The organism is Shewanella sp. DNRA4, from assembly GCF_012843185.1.
Classification (GTDB): Bacteria; Pseudomonadota; Gammaproteobacteria; order Enterobacterales; family Shewanellaceae; genus Shewanella; species Shewanella xiamenensis.
In genome coordinates this window covers 161,309-178,396 of the sequence record NZ_JABAIP010000007.1, presented here as the reverse complement: position 1 = coordinate 178,396, position 17,088 = coordinate 161,309, and the positions used below count along the sequence as shown (strand labels likewise).

Genomic DNA, 17,088 nt, shown 5'->3' with positions numbered 1-17,088 from the left:
TCAGTTGCGGGCTTTTTTGTGTCTGCTTGTTTTTGCAAGGGTAGACTAACGGGGGACTAACGGAATTCAAAAATTCTTTTTCCTATTAGAGCTTTGCCTTAGTTTTATTAATGGCTGAATTTAATCTCAGCGTGTGGAACTTCGGTCCATTGCAGGTGATCCCGCACATAGATTTTGGTGGACTTGGCATCGGTGTGAGCCATCCGACCTTGAGGGTCAACACCCATATCTGAAAACAGTCTGGCAGATAGCGCGCGGATCTCATGGAAGGTTGGGCGCTGGCTCATTTCTAAATGGTCGCACAGACCTAACTCATCCCTTAATGCCGAAAAGGCTCTGCTAAGGTAATTAGGATCAAGCTGATAGCGGTGGTCTGTGGCCACACTTTGTTTATTCTGTTTGTCTGGTCGGCGATGAACCACATAAGGGCAAAGGAAACCGTCGCGACTCTTATCGATAATGGGGGATTACCATTAGCGAGACGGCCGCCCCATGGCCGCTCTTTGGCATCCATGCCATCGCGGCATATGTGAATCCATTCACATCAGACAGGACGGCCCTGCATCCATGGATGGACTTGAACAACATCCGTGTTTAACGGCCAGTTCGCCATCTGATAGGCAGGATGCCTGAATGTTGTGCAATGCAGGGACGCATGAGAACTACCATGGCTCTCGTTCATAAGCTTAGAAACCTTAGGTTTCTATTCACCGCGTCGTAGAGCAAATACCATGGCTCACCATAAGCCAATACTTGCAAAGCTGTTTTAATTTTTAAGAAGTTATCAACCACTCAGCTTTATTGTCATCCCAAAACCACCGCCTCTGGCGGTGGTGATTGTCCCTTAAGGCTATAGCCTGAATAACGCCCATGTTAAAAGAGACCTTCTTATTCACCACAAGTAAGAGGAAACGAGAAACATGGGCGATTACAGAAGTTCATCACATGTTTACTGGCGTTGTAAATATCATATCGTTTGGACGCCTAAGTACAGATTCAAAATTCTAAAAGGTAACCTTGGTAAAGAGCTCTACAGGTCGATTTATATTCTATGCAATATGAAAAGTTGTGAGGACTTAGAATTAAACGTCCAGATAGATCATGCGCATCTAGTCGTGATAATTCCCCCAAAGTTATCAGTATCCACATTAATGGGGATATTGAAGGGTAGGAGCGCAATAAGGCTTTTTAACAAATTCCCTCATGTTCGCAAGAAGTTATGGGGAAATAGCTTTTGGGCGAGGGGTTATTTTGTTGATACGGTAGGCGTAAATGAGGAAATCATAAGACGCTATGTTCGCCATCAAGATAAGCAAGATCTAGAGCATGATGCTCAATTGTCGCTACAGATGAAGTAGGTGTAAGGAAATAGCCCCTTCCAAGGGCAAATCAAAGCCGCCTTCTAAGAAGGCGGATTCTTTACTTTAATCCTGTCAGTTATTCAACGCATTTCTGGCTTTGAGTATTTCTACTACTTAAAAATCATATTCTTACAAAATAGGGGAGTACGATAAGGGCGATGCCGATGGTGATAAGTAGCGCGAGATTGGTGACAAAATAAGGGTAAATCATCAGGGTGAGGCCGACGGTCAGAGGGATGGGGGCGGCTTGGCGTTTGCCGTAGGTGAAAAAGCCAAGACCAAAGAGGCCAAAGACTAAACTCCATAACAATATTGCTGGATTATCAAACACCTTGAGTTCCTCAGTGATTAGCTTTGGTAAGCACCGACCTGTTACTGTGCCATTTTGGTGAAACGATGAGCTAGTGCTGCGCCGCTGAATTGAGTCTACTGCTAAATATCCCTTGGCGTAATTAAGCTTTATTCATCTTATTCGTTGCGTGAATACGCTATTTTAGAGCGCTGATTTATTTACATTTTTAATACAGTGAGGATTCAGGTTATAGCTCATATAACTCTAGGGGTAAGCCGTCGGGATCGCTAAAAAAGGTGATCTTTTTGCCTGTATGTTCGTCAATGCGCACAGGCTCGACGGCGATATGATGGTCTGTAAGATGCTCGATGGCCGCTTCAATCGATGCGACGCGAAAGGCGAGATGCCTAAGACCGCAGGCTTCGGGGTAGCTGGGACGCTTGGGAGGATTGTCGAAGGAAAACAACTCGATTTGACTCTTATCCGGTAGTTGTAAATCGAGTTTGTAAGACTTGCGCGCCTCACGATAATGCTCTGCAAGCACGCTAAGGCCAAGAATAGTCACATAAAAATGTTTGGACTTTTGATAGTCACTGCAAATAATCGCTGCATGGTGAATGCCGAGTAACATGGCTTGCCTCTGTACTGTTTAACTGATGTTTAGGCTAGTGTGTTTTAAAAAAGCCAGAGTCACAACGGTGTGTGACTCTGGCGCTAACCTAAGATTTTTATCTTACTTCGCTAGCTGGCTAATGGGCGAGTTCAAATATCGCAGAGGACAGAGGGGCAAGTTGCAACTGAACTTGACCTTCACCTTGTTCGACGATTAACTGCGCCGTATGGTCTTCCAGTAAATCCTTAAGCGGATAGGTTGCATCGGTTAACTGCCATTGCGCAATCAGAGATTGGGGCAGTTTAAGTGAAAATAACTTGGCTTGGGTTTGACTAAAGTTACTGACAATAATCAGCTTTTGGCCTTTGCTATCGGCGGAATTAGCCTCAAAGCGGACAAAAGCGAAGGTTGCGTCATCATAACCCGTTGCGCTGCCATTGATTGCCTTATTGTTGGCCTTATTGCTAGCCTTTGCAGCCGATACCGTGCTGCGGTTAGTTTCATCCAGCGAGTAATATTGTCCTAAGAGCGCGGGCGCATTTTTCCCCGTGCTGAGGTTCAATAGTTTTTGATAGTAGGTGCGCAGCGCGGCTTCTGTTGTTGTCGATTGGCCGCCATCAAATTTACCTTGATTCATCCAGCGCTGATGGGCGGGGACGCCTGCATAATCAAAAATACTGGTGCGCGAAGCATGGCCAAAGCCTAGGTTTTGCGTCGCCGCTTCTCCTACTTCTTGACCAAAATAAATTAAGGTGGGTGAGGTACTTAAGGTTGCTGACACCACCATGGCGGGCAGGGCGTAGCGGGGATCGACCGCATCCGTTGAGGCATTACCACTTAAGCTACCTAAAAAGGCGGCATTAGCGATGCGCTGCTCGTCGTGGTTTTCTAAAAAATGCAGCATGTGTGGGGCGATATCTTGCACTTTGGCCTGATCCGCGGCGATCTGCGCGGTACTTTTTTGCCCTGCCATAATGGCTTTGAGGGTGTCGTAAAGATCGACCTTGTCGTAGAGGTAATCCATTTTGCCGAGCTGAATATAGTCGCGATACAACGCGGGGTTATAGACCTCAGCTAAAATAAAGGCTTCGGGATGACTATGTTTTATATGACTATTTAAATAGCTCCAAAACTCGACGGGCACCATTTCGGCCATATCGTAACGAAATCCATCGACTCCCATCGCTAACCAATACTGGGCAATTTGATTGAACTTGATCCAAGAGTTAGGTAATTCACGGGTTCGTTGCTGCCAAAAAGCATAGTGCTGCTCGGCGCCGAGTGTGGCATAGCGTGGCGGCAGTGGGGGAAAATCATGGCTGCCATCGGGGCGGACACCGTAATTGATTTTAACGGTTTCATACCAGTCGTTCATATCCGGCTTGGCAAGGCGTGAGCCATTGCCCGTCGATTTGGCGGGGATCTCTTCAAATTGACCATCACTTAGGGGATGCGATTCGCCGCCTAACGGTTTGAGGCTCTCTGGTAAATCTGGCACTTGAAAGCCAGAGGATTGCTTTTTATCAGTCACATAGTAAAAGTTATTATGCTTTGCATATTCAAGGGTTTGGTTATCGTCTTCACCAAAATCGCGCACGCCCTCGGGCTTAGTGATGGAATGGTAATTACGCGCCACATGGTTAGGGACTATATCGATAATCACCTTTAAGCCTTGCTTGTGGGTGCGCTCGATAAGTGCCTGAAACTCCTGTAAACGCTTGGCGGGATCGACCGCTAAATCGGGGTTTACGTTGTAATAATCTTTAACCGCATAGGGCGAGCCGGCGCGACCTTTAACCACATCGGGATCATCGTGACCTACGCCAATCGCACTGTAATCGCCAATTAAGGCATGGTGTGGTACACCCGTATACCACACATGGGTAACGCCTAAGTCTTTGATACTTTTGAGCGCTGTGTCATCAATATCATTAAATTTACCCACACCGTTTTCGCTAATCGTGCCCCAAGGTTTATTGGTGGTGTTTTTATTGCCATAGAGTCGGGTAAAAATTTGATAAACAACGGGTTTAAACTTGTTTGCTTGCTCAGCATTATGATCGGCTGGCAGGATTTTACCTTCGTCGGCATTTAGATTGGCAGGCACAGTTTTAGCTGCCACTGCATCTAACGCCGTTACTTGAGTGCTGATTGCTGGTGTAGTCATGGTGCAAAAGGTGCTAATGCTGCTGAGTGCCAGTATGCTAAATCCCTGTTGCCAGCGATAAGCGCGACGTTTGCTGCTGTTAGATAATATAAAATTCAACCTAGGTTCCTTTACTGACTTGGCGGCCAAACTGTGGTTTGGCCGCGCTGTTAGCTAAGTTTGCTATTGAGTATGGGTTATTGATGATTGAGTTCAAGCAGCATAACGCCAGCATTGGGCAGAACAAGTGATTGATTCAGCTTGAACTTATCCTCCGAGAAGACAGAAATAGCAGAGCTATTGCCTGCCAATACCTTGTTAAATCGGATTAAATCGAGCGTTTGTGCTTGGTCATTCTTGTTGTAAATCACCATCACTTTATCTGCATCGGCTTGGTAGCAGGCATTGCCCGCGAGGGCATGTTTTGCAGCACACCGAAATTGCACATAAATGCCGTTTTGCGGCACAAAGTGCAGTAAATCGCCCGTTTGCAGCGCGGCTGAATGCTTACGGTAATTGAGTAGGGTGCGCACAAACGCAAGTGCTTGCTGCTGTTTTGCATTTAGCCCTTTACCGCTAAAACCGTTGACTTTGCTATTGGTAAAGCCACCCGGAAAATCACTACGCACTACACCGTCGTGGCGATCTTTGGTCGGGCTGGTCATCAATACTTCGGTACCGTAAAACAGCTGTGGAATGCGTTTGGCCGTTAACACATAGGTGAGGGCCATTTGATACAGCGGCAGGTTTTCTTTAAGCAGACTATAAATCCGATTTGTGTCGTGGTTACCTTCAAAGAGGACTAACTGGCTTGGGTTCGCATATACCACATCGTTAGCTAACATCTCGTAAAGCTTGATAAAACCAGTATCCCAGCCTTCTGGCTCGTTCAGGCTTTCAAGCAGCTTTTCATAAAGTGGAAAATCCATCAGGCTCGGCAAATCTGAGGTATAGCCATCGGCATTGATTTTGCCTTTTTGCCAATAGGCGACGGTAATCGGATTGGCGGTCCATTCTTCGCCGACAATATTAAAATGTGGGTATTCTGCCATTATGGCCTTTGACCATTGGGCTAAAAAGGCTTTATCGGCGTAGGAGTAGGTGTCTTCGCGAATGCCCGAAAGCCCCGCGTATTCCACCCACCAAATGCTGTTTTGAATAAGATAAGTGGCAAGCTTTGGATTGCGTTGATTAAGATCGGGCATCGAATCAACAAACCAACCGTCGACAAAATCCCGTTTATCCTGCGTGTCGGCGTAGGGATCTTGCACTGTGGTGCGTCTATGACTGGTAAAACTCGGACTGGTAAAGCTCGGGCTGGTAGAACTGGCCGCAGGGGACGTTGTGGCGTTTTTTGCATCGGGATGCTGCGGGTAATTGAGCCAGTCACTGCTCGGTAAATCCTTTAGCCACCAATGGTTTGAGCCGATATGGTTAAGCACGACGTCTTTAATTACTCCAAGGCCATGTTGTTTGGCCTCAGTGACTAACCTTTGGTAATCCTGATTGCTGCCAAAACGCGGGTCGACCCGATAGAGATTGGTTATGGCGTAACCATGGTAGGAGTACTGGGCTTGGTTATTTTCAAGCAGTGGGTTGATCCACAGCTGAGTGACGCCCAGTTTGGCTAAGTAGTCTAAGTGCTGGCGAATACCTTCGATATCGCCGCCATGGCGACCATCGGAATTTTCTGGCGCCGCATGCTCGAGCATATCGGCTTGATTATCATTGCTTGGGTTGCCATTGGCGAATCGGTCTGGGGTGATAAGGTAAATCACATCTTTATTGCTAAAACCTTGGCGCTCTCGGCTGCCATCTGCCCGCGCAGCTAAAGTGTAGGGCAGTTGGAAGAGCTGCTTGTCGCCAGCGAGAATGCGGATGTCAAAGGTCTGCGGTTTGGCTTGGCGCAAGTCTAAATTGATAAACAAATAATGGGGATTATCCGTCTGCTCAATCCCTTCAAACACCACATCTTGGCCAGCTATCTCAACCTTAAGCTGCGTTACATCCGCGGGTAGGGCGCTGCTGTGTAGCATTAATTGCAACTTAGGATTATGCATGCCCGCCCACCAAGAGAGCGGCTCAAGATGCAAAGATGCTGTACTGCTGACGGGGCTATGGCTGGCCTGTGCTAGAGCATATAAGGGAGAAGAGGCGGTTAACACAAGGGCGAAGAGTAGACTGTGACGTATCATACTATGGGCCTTTTATCTGGTAGGTTTTAAGTGTGACTTTTGAAATGAATGTCGGCGTGTCATCTCACTTTTGTTATACATAAAAAATGAAAAGCCTGCTTCAGTGTGAAGCAGGCTTTTTTACTCTGTCTTACAGAGAGTAGGTTAAACCAAGGAAATATTGTCTACCGAAGTATTGAATCGTCCCGGTTTGATGTTCTTCACCAAAATAGGTTTTGCTTGGTTCATCAGTGAGGTTATTGATTTGGAATAGGAATTTAAGGCCGTTATCCAGCGCGTAAGAGGCCTGATAATCCACAACTGTTTCCGCATCGAAGAATGCCAATTGAGATTCAACAGCAACTTGTTCTGAAACATAGCCACTACGATATCTCATGCTGACTCGAGTATCAAAGCCATCCAGGGTGTAGAATAATGTGGTATTCAACACATCTTCTGAAAGTCCTGGCAATGGAATGGTCAGGTTTGAACCACTTAAGTCGGTGGTAAATTCTACTTCACTATCGGAGTAAGAGTAGCTACCCGTGAAGCCTAAGCCATCCAATGGTGATGTTAGGAAATCAAACACTTGGGTATAGCCTAACTCGATACCACGGATATAGCCGCCTTTATCGTTGTTGATGGCTGTTTGATATTGACCTTCATTTTTTACAACTGGGAATTCAACACCATTATCGATAATGGTATCGGGAACGATAAAGCCATTCGCTTCAAAATCATAGTGTTGAATGGTGAAATCGTTAATGAAAGATTTAATATCTTTATAGAACAAGGCCACAACAACCGCACCTTCAGACTCTTCAAAGTAGTGCTCGTAGGACAAGTCATATTGATCCGCATAGAAAGGATCTAATAACGGACTGGTGTTACCCCACGCATTGTACTTTTTATATCCAGCAGTGGAGGCATTATCGTACCAAGACCCCATACCAGACTTTAATTTGTTAATCGGAGGACGTGACATCACTGATGCCGCAGCAAAACGTAGTTGATCGTTTTCAGTCAGGTGGAAGGTTAAGTTTAGTGATGGCAGGTAATCGGTATAGGTTTGACCAACTTCATTGCGGATATAATCCGTGCTCACAACGCCCAGTTCATCGGTAATGGCTTCACCTAAACCATAACCTACTTGCTGTAAGCCGGTACTGCTTTGATCGGTATTAACAACACGAACACCTAGGTTACCAGTTACCTTAATATCAGCGATATCAAAGTCCAAGTTAGCTTGCACGTAGCCTGCCAATACATCTTCATTGACTGCGCCGCTTTGGATCATGGTCCAGTTATTTGACCAGTTAGCTGTTGGAGTAAAGGGTGATTGACCCGTTGCGGCTAACTGCGCATTGACCAACTCAATTGCTTTATTAAAGTCAATAGCGAGGAAACTTGGGTAACCTGAGAGTTCTCCTCCAAAATCAACCACTTTCGTCATATCGCTGTTGAGCGTTAGAACTGGTTGGTTATTTGGATTTGGATCATATTCAAAACCGTAGCCTGCTTGTGAGCGTTGAGCGTTAAACTCACGCTCAGCATAGCGCACACCAAAATCAACAGAAGACACAACGCCCATGTCTAAGGCATAGTTAAAGTCGAGTTTGTAGGCAACCAGATCGTTTTGCTGATTATAAGGCCACATTCCCACTTGTTTTAGACCCAGAGTGGTGGTGTCGGTATAGTCGTTACTAAAGCTGACATCAGCAGGGTTTAAGCCATTCAGTTGATACGTAACAGATTCTGCAGAGCGTACTTCATTACCAATATCATCGTACACTATGGCGCGGGTGCCGCCGTTAACGAATTCACCATCGGCTTTTGAATAGCTCACATCGGCTGCTACTGTCAGTGCGCCGCCGTTATTCCACTCAATGTTTAAAGAGCCAGAGGTGAGTTCTGAGTATTTAGAATCATTATCGTTAATTACGAAAATAGAAAAGTCGTCAGTACTATTGGTTCCTACAGAAACAGTACCACCTGTCATAGAACCATTTTCGACAACGGCATCACTGATGGTGCCATTTTTCAATGATTTAACGCGGAAACCACGGGCAAAGTTTTCTGAGGTAAATTTAGAGTGGAACAGATCACCTTTCAGGCTCAGATTATCGGTCGGTTGCCAATGAATCGCAGCCATATAGCCATCACGGGTATCGTCGCCGCCTTTTTGTTGTAGTTCAAAACCTTCGCTAATTGCTTCCTTGATACCGTCAGCGTTAACGTCTTTTTTATCATCATTAAAACGTAAACCAATGAACTGACTCGCAACGTAAGGCTGATACAGGTGGGCATAACCCACTGCAACCCCTAAGGTGTCTTCGAGGAATTTACCTTGATAAGCAAGGCTTAACCGATTGCCGTATTGCTCTGCATCAGAGATTTCATCAGCACGATCATTAAAACTGCCACGGGTGTTGATATTGAATGATTGGTCTTTGTCACTTTTAAGCGGGTCGGCGGTTTTTAATTCAACTGTACCAGCAACACCGCCTTCGATCAGCGAGGCTTTTGGGGATTTATAAACAGCCGCTTGACTGATTAATTCGGATGGATATTGGTCAAACTCAATGGCGCGTTTACCGCCAGTGGTGACTTGTTCATGACCATTTAGAGTAGCAAACACGAAATCGCCATCGAGACCACGGATGTTCAGACCACTGGCTTGACCGCCAGTACGAACGGCGGTGACGCCTGGTAAACGGGTTAACGCATCGGCGATAGATTGGTCGGGCAGAGCGCCGAGATCATCGGCAGAGATAGATTCAGCGACGGTATCGCCAAAACGTTTATCATTGAGCGATTTGATTACACTGGTTCTGAAGCCTTTAACTTGGATTACTTCAATTTCTGCATCTTTTTTAGCTTTTACATCTTTATCTGTTACCGCATCTGCTGCGTAGGAGTGCATACTGGCGCCTGCAGCAACAAGTGCTAAGGTCAGCAAGCTGGGTTTAAATCGCATCATTTCTATCTTCCCCTTGAAGTCGCTTTTAACCGCTTATGTAGAGCGTTTTATCGTTATTACCGCATTGTATTTACGGCATTTTTTGGTATTTCGGCGCTTAATTGACTGCATAAGTGCTGCGTTTATGACCAAAATGTTATGCAACGGTGAAGATACTACTCCCGGTAATCTTGACGTAACAATATTGTGCATACGTATTCAATAGGCTGAAGACAGGATCAAAGTCGGATTTTGTATAAAAAATGTATTAGCTAAATCATAAATCGATATGCGTAACTCTATGTTAATAAAAATTAAATTCTTACCCGATTGAAGCTTAGTATCTCTTGTCTCCTTTGCATACGTATGCAGGTGTATTGAACCTTATTTCCTTCTTCACGTATGCTCGCTGTCACAAATACAAGCCGTAGCGCCTTTACTCCGCAGTAACATTACTGTAACTGCCTGTTAGTGAGTTCTTGGGTTAGCTCGCTGAAGAATAAGGATAAAGGGGCATTATGAGTGAGTTAACCTGGTGGCGTGGCGCCGTAATTTATCAAGTCTATCCACGCAGCCTTTTAGATACCAATGGTGATGGCGTAGGCGATCTTCGCGGGATCATCACTAAGTTGGATTATATTGCCAGCCTGAATGTGGATGCCATTTGGATTTCACCCTTCTTCAAATCCCCCATGGCTGACTTTGGTTACGATATCAGTGATTATCGCGAGGTCGATCCCTTATTCGGTTCGATGCAGGATTTCGATGAGCTGATTGAAAAAGCCCATCAACGCGGTATTAAAGTCATTATCGACCAAGTGTTAAGCCATACCTCGGATCAACATGCGTGGTTTATCGAGAGTCGTGAGAACCGTACCAATCCTAAGGCCGATTGGTATGTGTGGGCGGATCCGAAGGAAGATGGTACCGCACCCAATAATTGGTTAGCGATCTTTGGTGGTTGCGCTTGGGAGTGGGAACCGCGCAGGCAACAATATTATCTGCACAACTTTTTGCGCAGCCAACCCGACATAAACTTCCACAATCCTGAAGTTCGTCAAGCCGTGTTAGATAATGTGGAGTTTTGGCTGAAGAAGGGTGTCGATGGTTTCCGCTTAGATGCCATTACCTTCTGTTATCACGATGAGCAGCTTCGTGATAATCCGGCAAAACCCAAGGATAAACGCCAAGGGCGGGGTTTTAGTGAAGATAATCCCTATGCCTATCAGTACCATTATTACAATAACGATCGCCCACAAACGATTCAGTTTATTGAAGAATTACGCCAACTTATCAATCGTTATCCAGGCGCTGTGACCTTAGGTGAAGTTTCTGCTGAAGACTCACTCGCTGTAATGGCTGCCTACACCAAGGGCGAAGATCGGTTACACATGGCTTACAGTTTTGAGTTGCTGACCGATGACTACAGTGCCACTTATATTCGCCAAACGGTAGAAGCGCTGGAAGGCAGTATTGGCGATGGCTGGCCCTGCTGGGCAATCGGTAACCATGATGTGCAGCGGGTAGCGAGCCGCTGGGGGCGCGGTAAGCAAATACCCGATATGGTGAAAATGCTTAATGCGATGCTTTGTTCGCTGCGTGGTAGTGTCTGTAGTTATCAAGGGGAAGAGCTTGGCTTAACCGAAGCACCAATTGAATTCCACGAGTTACAAGACCCTTTCGGCAAAACCTTCTGGCCGATGTTTAAGGGGCGAGATGGTTGCCGTACTCCCATGCCATGGGAGCAACATGCAGATTTTGCAGGCTTTAGCCAAGTAACCCCTTGGTTACCTGTGACAAGCGAGCATCGAGCTCTGGCTGTTGATGTACAAGAAGCTGACTCCGCATCTATGTTACATGGCTATCGTCAGTTCCTTGCATGGCGCAAAGGTTATCCTATTTTGATTGAAGGGGAGATTGAGTTTCTCGATGCGCCAGAGCCGTTATTAGTGTTTGTGCGCAAACTTGGGGAACAGAAGCTATTGGTTTGCTTCAACCTATTAGACACTGAGACTCAGTTGTCGCTAGCAGGGCTTAAGTTACAGCAAGAATTAACCGGACATGGTTTAAAAACCGCACTCTTACAGGGTGATAACTTGATATTTTCAGCCTATGCCAGCTTCTATGCACTATTGGTCTAGTTGGTTGTATAAGTTAGCGGTCTTCCTGCTATGGCCTCAAACAAGCAGTGACAACTCGATTGTTACTGCTTGTTGTTTTACGCAAACGCCTAAGGGACATACCCTTTAGATAATAAAAACATGATTAGAGAGCACAACTATGGCGTCATCTATTAACACCAGCAGCCACACGACCAGCGTCAGCGGATCAGATAATGGCAACTACCGTTTTGCGCTAGTATCACTGACTTCACTGTTTTTTATGTGGGGATTTATCACTTGTTTAAACGATATTCTGATCCCCCACCTAAAAGCTGTTTTTTCACTCAATTACACCCAAGCGATGTTGATCCAGTTTTGTTTCTTTGGGGCTTATTTCTTGGTGTCTATTCCCGCAGGTCAACTTGTTAAACGACTTGGCTACCAAAAAGGGATTGTCACAGGCTTAGTGATTGCCAGTATCGGCTGTGGCTTGTTTTACCCTGCCGCATCCCTTGCAACCTACGGTTTATTTCTCGGCGCACTTTTTGTGCTTGCCTCAGGCATCACCATTTTACAGGTGGCAGCCAACCCCTATGTCAACGCCCTTGGTAGCGCAGAAACTGCATCGAGTCGTTTAAACCTGACACAAGCTTTTAACTCACTTGGCACCACAGTTGCGCCGTTTTTTGGGTCTATTTTGATTTTATCGGTGGCGGCAACGGCGTCTTCTGAATTAGCGCAAGCCAATGCCGAGGCGGAAGTCGTTAAACTGCCTTACTTGTTACTCGCCGCAGCTCTTGCCGTACTTGCCATCATTTTTGCTAAGTTAGATTTGCCGGTGATCCGTGAACATACTGAAACAACTGGTGGGGTTCAAACCCATTTAGGTAAAACCAGCGCACTACAAAGCACGCATTTAGTGCTGGGCGCAGTGGGGATTTTTGTCTATGTGGGCGCTGAGGTTTCTATCGGTAGCTTCTTAGTCAACTTCCTTGGTGAATCACACATAGTCGGTATGCCAGAAGAACAAGCGGCCCATTACATCGCCTATTACTGGGGCGGCGCCATGGTCGGACGTTTTATCGGCTCGGCTGTGATGCAAAAAATCCCCGCAGGCACAGTGCTTGCCTTCAATGCCTTTATGGCGGCATTGTTAGTGTTGGTGGCCATGACAACCAGTGGTAGCATTGCCATGTGGGCGATTTTGGGCGTGGGATTATTTAACTCAATCATGTTTCCGACCATTTTCAGCTTAGCACTGCGAGATTTAGGTCCCCATACTTCTCAGGGCAGCGGTATCCTCTGTTTGGCCATTGTGGGCGGTGCGATTGTGCCATTATTGCAGGGCGTGTTAGCCGATAACTTAGGCATCCAACTGGCATTTATTCTGCCTGTGGTGTGCTATGGTTTTATTCTATTCTATGGTGCTCGGGGCTCTAAAATGTAAGAGCATTTGAGTGTTTTATGAAAGCGATCCCTGTGATCGCTTTTTTATTGGGCTTTTGCGGTGCTTAATAGCAACTGAGCATCTGTTTACTTGCGTATTCGTGCCTGACCTCCTATGATCCCTCGGTTTTATTACTCACGGTGACCTGTAAATGTTGAATTCTCCGCTTTCTGCCAGCTCGAATGAATTAGTGATCAATATCTTAGCTATGGTGCTAAGCGAAGGAAAACCCTTAGACCGGGCTTATTCTCAGCATTTTTCAGGATTAAAGTTAGTACCCGCCGAGCAGGCGCGGATCGCGACTGTAACGGGCGATATTCTACGCCGCTTAAATCTTTACTGTTTCTTAGCCGACATCAAGCCGGAAGAAATGGCGCGTTTAGGCTCAAAGCTACTTAATGTGTGGCACTTATTTCACGCGCTGGAACTGCCTAAAATGCAGTACTCACTGCCAGTGGATACTGATGATTTAGCCGCGCGTATTGAACAGGCTAAAACTAACCCTGTACTTTGGAACGGTTGCCCGGAATGGTTAGATACCATGGGACATGAGCAGTTGGGGGCTTCGTGGGAAAAAGAGCGCGCGGCCTTAAGCACGCCACCTAAACGTTTCCTGCGGGTTAATGGTTTAAAAGTCACCCGTGATGAATTAACGCAAAAATTAGCTGCCGAATTTGTCTCAACTCAAGCGGTCGAAAGCGTTGATTCTGCCCTTGAAGTGACATCGGATTCGGCACTGTTTCGTACTAATAGCTTTAAAGATGGCTTATTTGAGCAGCAAGATGCGGGCTCACAACGGGTAGCCGCTGCGCTGGATGCCAAACCGGGTATGCGAGTGATTGATGCCTGCGCTGGTGCTGGCGGAAAAACCTTGCATATTGCTGCACAAATGCAAGGTAAAGGGCGTTTGTTAGCGATGGATGTGGAGCAATGGAAACTCGACAATCTGAAAGAGCGCGCCCGTCGTAATGGTGCCCACAATATCGAAACACGGTTAATTGTCGGTTCTAAAACCATTAAACGCTTAAAACTTAGCGCAGATCGCGTCCTGCTCGATGTGCCCTGTTCTGGCCTTGGAGTATTAAAGCGTAATCCCGACGCCAAATGGCGTGATACCGCTGAACGTTTACCTGTGTTGATGGAACTGCAAAAGCATATTCTCAGCAGTTACAGTCGCATGGTGAAGGTCGGTGGCATTGTGGTGTACGCGACTTGCTCGATTTTCCCCTGCGAAAACCGCGGTCAAGTGGATGCCTTTTTAGCTGAAAATCCCAATTTCCGTTTACTCGAGGATGAAACGATCAGTCCAGCCGATACTGGTTTTGATGGTTTTTATCTCGCAAAGCTTGAACGCATTCAAGAATAAACCGCAGTATATTCGCCTAATTTCCTAGAGGGTTGACGCTTCGAGATTACATGAAGTTTGCCCTTGCTAGAGCATGCTCGCGAAATGCGCTGTGATGTATGGTTGTTCCTATGGGAGGTCGAGTGGTTTTAAAAGACTTTTAGTCTAGGGACTTGCAACCCAATTGCGGCAAAAATAATCCTTTAACGTCAATATTCCTTAGACTAAAGCAACCTCTGGTTACACATCGAAAGGTTGCTTTAGCTTGTTTATACTCCTAAAATTCACTTCTAATTTACAAAGGTTAATCACCTTAGTAATGTCGTTAACTTACACGCTAACTGACAAGGGTACTATGGACGAAGGAATGCAGGTTGTAGGTGCGGTTGGTAAGTTAAGTGCCCCGTTTAATCAAAACGTTAGCCTCGAGTGTTACAACGGTATTCTTTCAATGCTGCTCAATGGTGCGCCATTGGCAGAAATTCTCCATGCCTTAGTGTTAAAAATTGAAGATCAACGCCTTGGCACCCACGCCTCGGTCTTATTGCTCAGTGAGGACGGTAAAAGAGTGCTCATGGGGGCCGCGCCCCATTTACCTGATAGTTATAATCAAGCTATCCATGGCGTCGAAATTGGCCCTGAGGCCGGTTCCTGTGGTACCGCGGCCTATACGGGGGAAAGGGTGATTGTTGAGGATATCGAACATCATCCTTATTGGGCCTTGTATAAATCCTATGCACTTGTTCATGGATTAAGAGCTTGTTGGTCTGAACCTATTAAAGATTCTCAAGGTAAGGTGCTTGGCACCTTTGCAATGTATTACAAAGTCATTAAATCCCCAACGGCTGCGGATTTAACCTTAATCGCTGAGGCAGCAAGATTAGCGAGTTTAGCGATAGAACGTAGTCGATCGCTGGAGTTTCAGCGTCTTGCAGTGAAAATATTTGATCGTTTACCCCTAGCACTGGTGATCACCAATGAAAAGCATTCGGTACTTTATGCTAACGATGCTTTTAAACTGATGGTTTGGCCACAGCCTGACCCTATTTTAGATTTTAATCCTGAGCTGTTTTTCTCTCCCTCTGAGCCCCATGAAATTGCTTCCCTCTTTAACCATCTCTCTGAGGGGAAGATGTGGCAGGGTGAACTGGTCGGTCTACGGAATAATGGTGAAACCTTTTATCTCGATTTAACCGTAACGGTTTTTCGTGAACCCCATAGTACAGATAATGGGTTTGCGTGGTTATTTTCTGACGTCAGTGAGCGTAAAAAAGCGGCTCAGTTAATCAAATATCAAGCGAATAATGATTCCCTGACGGGACTTGCTAACCGTAATGCCCTGTTTAGACAAATCCAAGAGCTTATTTGTGCCGATAGCCTAACGCCTGGCTTTAGCTTTATGTTGATGGATTTGGATAACTTTAAACAAGTAAACGATACCTACGGTCACGACAAAGGCGATGTCCTCTTAGTGCAGATGGTGGAACAGGTTAAAACTTGTTTGAACGAGCAGGCGGTGTTTGCACGTTTAGGTGGTGATGAGTTCGCCATCCTACTGCCAGGGGTTGTGACTCAAAGAGAGTTGTCGCAACTCGCTGACAAGATCAATAAGCAAGTTTATCGACGTTATGAATTATCCCTCGATAAAGGCGTTTATAGCTCAGTGAGTATTGGTATTGCGCGATTCCCTGAAGATGCCCTCGATTTAGAGCAACTGTTAAACTGCGCTGACCAAGCGATGTATATCTCTAAGGCGAATGGCCGTAATAGATATCATTTTTTTACCGAGCAAATGCAACAAAATGCAGAGCGTATTGCTAATTTACACACGCTACTTAAGCAAGCATTAGAGCAAAAAGCTTTCGAGTTGTACTTTCAACCGATAGTCGATGCGACAACGGGGCTCATTGTGCGTGCCGAGGTGCTACTGCGCTGGCAGCATGAAGGACAGTTTATTTCCCCCGATGAGTTTATCCCCATTGCTGAAAACAGTGGTTTAATTGTCAATATTGGCCGTTGTGTACGCCAAGCGGTGATGCAAACCATTATTGAAATGCAAGCGCTCGGTTGGCCGATGAGTTTAGCGATTAACGTGTCGACCTTTGAATTTTGGTCTCATGAGTTGCAGGATGAGTTTTGTGATTCGTTCGCCGATATTATTGAAGGTTTAGGGATAGAGGATTTTCCCTATGAGTTGATCACCTTGGAGATCACCGAATCCCTGTTAATGAAAAAACATACTCATTTAATTCAAGTGCTTAATCAGTTACGCGGTCGAGGTATTAGCATTTCCCTCGATGATTTTGGCACGGGTTATTCTTCGTTGTCTTATTTAGCGAATTTCCCTATTGATCAAATTAAGATCGACAAGAGCTTTATTGACAGGCTCGCGGAAGGTGAGCGACATCTTGCCTTGATTGAAGCGATAGTACGCTTAAGTCATGCACTTAATCTGCGAGTCACGGCGGAAGGGGTTGAAACTCAAGAACAGCTTAAGGTAATGATGGATAACCATATTCAAGAAATTCAGGGTTATCTATTTTATAAACCCATGCCCAAGGCAGCGTTTTTTGAATTACTGGCGAAACAAGCGGCCATGTCGCCGCGTTGATCATCATCACTATGTATCATCTCAAACAATAAGAGCGC

Annotated in this window: 11 protein-coding genes; 5 read left to right on the top strand and 6 right to left on the bottom strand. The window is 45.8% G+C overall.

Translation table 11 applies throughout. The features are described from left to right. Positions 1-107: 107 nt before the first annotated feature. A complete protein-coding gene (locus HG547_RS20755; protein ID WP_082458947.1) occupies positions 108-383 on the bottom strand; it encodes an integrase in 276 nt (91 codons plus the stop codon). Between the two features lie 537 nt (positions 384-920). Between HG547_RS20755 and tnpA the strand changes: the two genes are divergently transcribed. Next, positions 921-1,358 carry an IS200/IS605-like element ISShes4 family transposase gene (gene tnpA / locus HG547_RS09555; RefSeq protein ID WP_169547716.1) on the top strand — a complete coding sequence of 146 codons (438 nt, stop codon included), beginning with the start codon at positions 921-923 and terminating at the stop codon, positions 1,356-1,358. Between the two features lie 124 nt (positions 1,359-1,482). On the opposite strand, the gene HG547_RS09550 is transcribed toward tnpA, so the two are convergent. The 5 genes from HG547_RS09550 to HG547_RS09530 all read right to left on the bottom strand — a co-directional run bounded on the left by HG547_RS09550 (position 1,483) and on the right by HG547_RS09530 (position 9,566). Then, positions 1,483-1,692, bottom strand: a complete 210-nt coding sequence (locus tag HG547_RS09550) for a hypothetical protein (protein ID WP_169547715.1) — start codon at positions 1,690-1,692, stop codon at positions 1,483-1,485. A gap of 208 nt (positions 1,693-1,900) precedes the next feature. Beyond that, positions 1,901-2,284 (bottom strand): VOC family protein, encoded by a 384-nt coding sequence (locus tag HG547_RS09545; protein ID WP_169547714.1) that lies wholly within the window; start codon positions 2,282-2,284, stop codon positions 1,901-1,903. 118 nt (positions 2,285-2,402) lie between these two features. Beyond that, the gene (locus HG547_RS09540; RefSeq protein ID WP_169547713.1) at positions 2,403-4,532 is read right to left on the bottom strand and encodes an alpha-amylase family protein; all 2,130 of its coding nucleotides are present in this window, start codon (positions 4,530-4,532) and stop codon (positions 2,403-2,405) included. Positions 4,533-4,609: 77 nt separating this feature from the next. Continuing rightward, entirely contained in the window at positions 4,610-6,607 is a 1,998-nt protein-coding gene (locus tag HG547_RS09535) for a glycoside hydrolase family 13 protein (protein WP_169547712.1), read from the bottom strand. A 130-nt stretch (positions 6,608-6,737) separates the two neighbouring features. Next, positions 6,738-9,566 (bottom strand): TonB-dependent receptor, encoded by a 2,829-nt coding sequence (locus HG547_RS09530; RefSeq protein WP_169547711.1) that lies wholly within the window; start codon positions 9,564-9,566, stop codon positions 6,738-6,740. Between the two features lie 497 nt (positions 9,567-10,063). Here HG547_RS09530 and HG547_RS09525 point away from each other — a divergent pair, with 497 nt between their 5' ends. The 4 genes from HG547_RS09525 (at position 10,064) to HG547_RS09510 (ending at position 17,050) form a co-directional block, all read left to right on the top strand. Further along, entirely contained in the window at positions 10,064-11,686 is a 1,623-nt protein-coding gene (locus HG547_RS09525; protein WP_169547710.1) for an alpha-glucosidase, read from the top strand. A gap of 139 nt (positions 11,687-11,825) precedes the next feature. Then, entirely contained in the window at positions 11,826-13,094 is a 1,269-nt protein-coding gene (locus HG547_RS09520) for a sugar MFS transporter (RefSeq protein ID WP_037418202.1), read from the top strand. 151 nt (positions 13,095-13,245) lie between these two features. Continuing rightward, complete coding sequence (locus HG547_RS09515) at positions 13,246-14,460, top strand: RsmB/NOP family class I SAM-dependent RNA methyltransferase (protein WP_169547709.1); 1,215 nt, start codon at positions 13,246-13,248, stop codon at positions 14,458-14,460. A 334-nt stretch (positions 14,461-14,794) separates the two neighbouring features. Continuing rightward, a complete protein-coding gene (locus HG547_RS09510) occupies positions 14,795-17,050 on the top strand; it encodes an EAL domain-containing protein (RefSeq protein ID WP_169547747.1) in 2,256 nt (751 codons plus the stop codon). Positions 17,051-17,088 lie beyond the last annotated feature (38 nt).

What these genes read in the sequence shown, in the direction of transcription:
- tnpA (WP_169547716.1), top strand. Translation starts at nt 921, where the DNA reads ATGGGCGATTACAGAAGTTCATCACATGTTTACTGGCGTTGTAAATAT.
- HG547_RS09545 (WP_169547714.1), bottom strand. Translation starts at nt 2,284, where the DNA reads ATGTTACTCGGCATTCACCATGCAGCGATTATTTGCAGTGACTATCAA.
- HG547_RS09535 (WP_169547712.1), bottom strand. Translation starts at nt 6,607, where the DNA reads ATGATACGTCACAGTCTACTCTTCGCCCTTGTGTTAACCGCCTCTTCT.
- HG547_RS09530 (WP_169547711.1), bottom strand. Translation starts at nt 9,566, where the DNA reads ATGATGCGATTTAAACCCAGCTTGCTGACCTTAGCACTTGTTGCTGCA.
- HG547_RS09525 (WP_169547710.1), top strand. Translation starts at nt 10,064, where the DNA reads ATGAGTGAGTTAACCTGGTGGCGTGGCGCCGTAATTTATCAAGTCTAT.
- HG547_RS09520 (WP_037418202.1), top strand. Translation starts at nt 11,826, where the DNA reads ATGGCGTCATCTATTAACACCAGCAGCCACACGACCAGCGTCAGCGGA.
- HG547_RS09515 (WP_169547709.1), top strand. Translation starts at nt 13,246, where the DNA reads ATGTTGAATTCTCCGCTTTCTGCCAGCTCGAATGAATTAGTGATCAAT.
- HG547_RS09510 (WP_169547747.1), top strand. Translation starts at nt 14,795, where the DNA reads ATGGACGAAGGAATGCAGGTTGTAGGTGCGGTTGGTAAGTTAAGTGCC.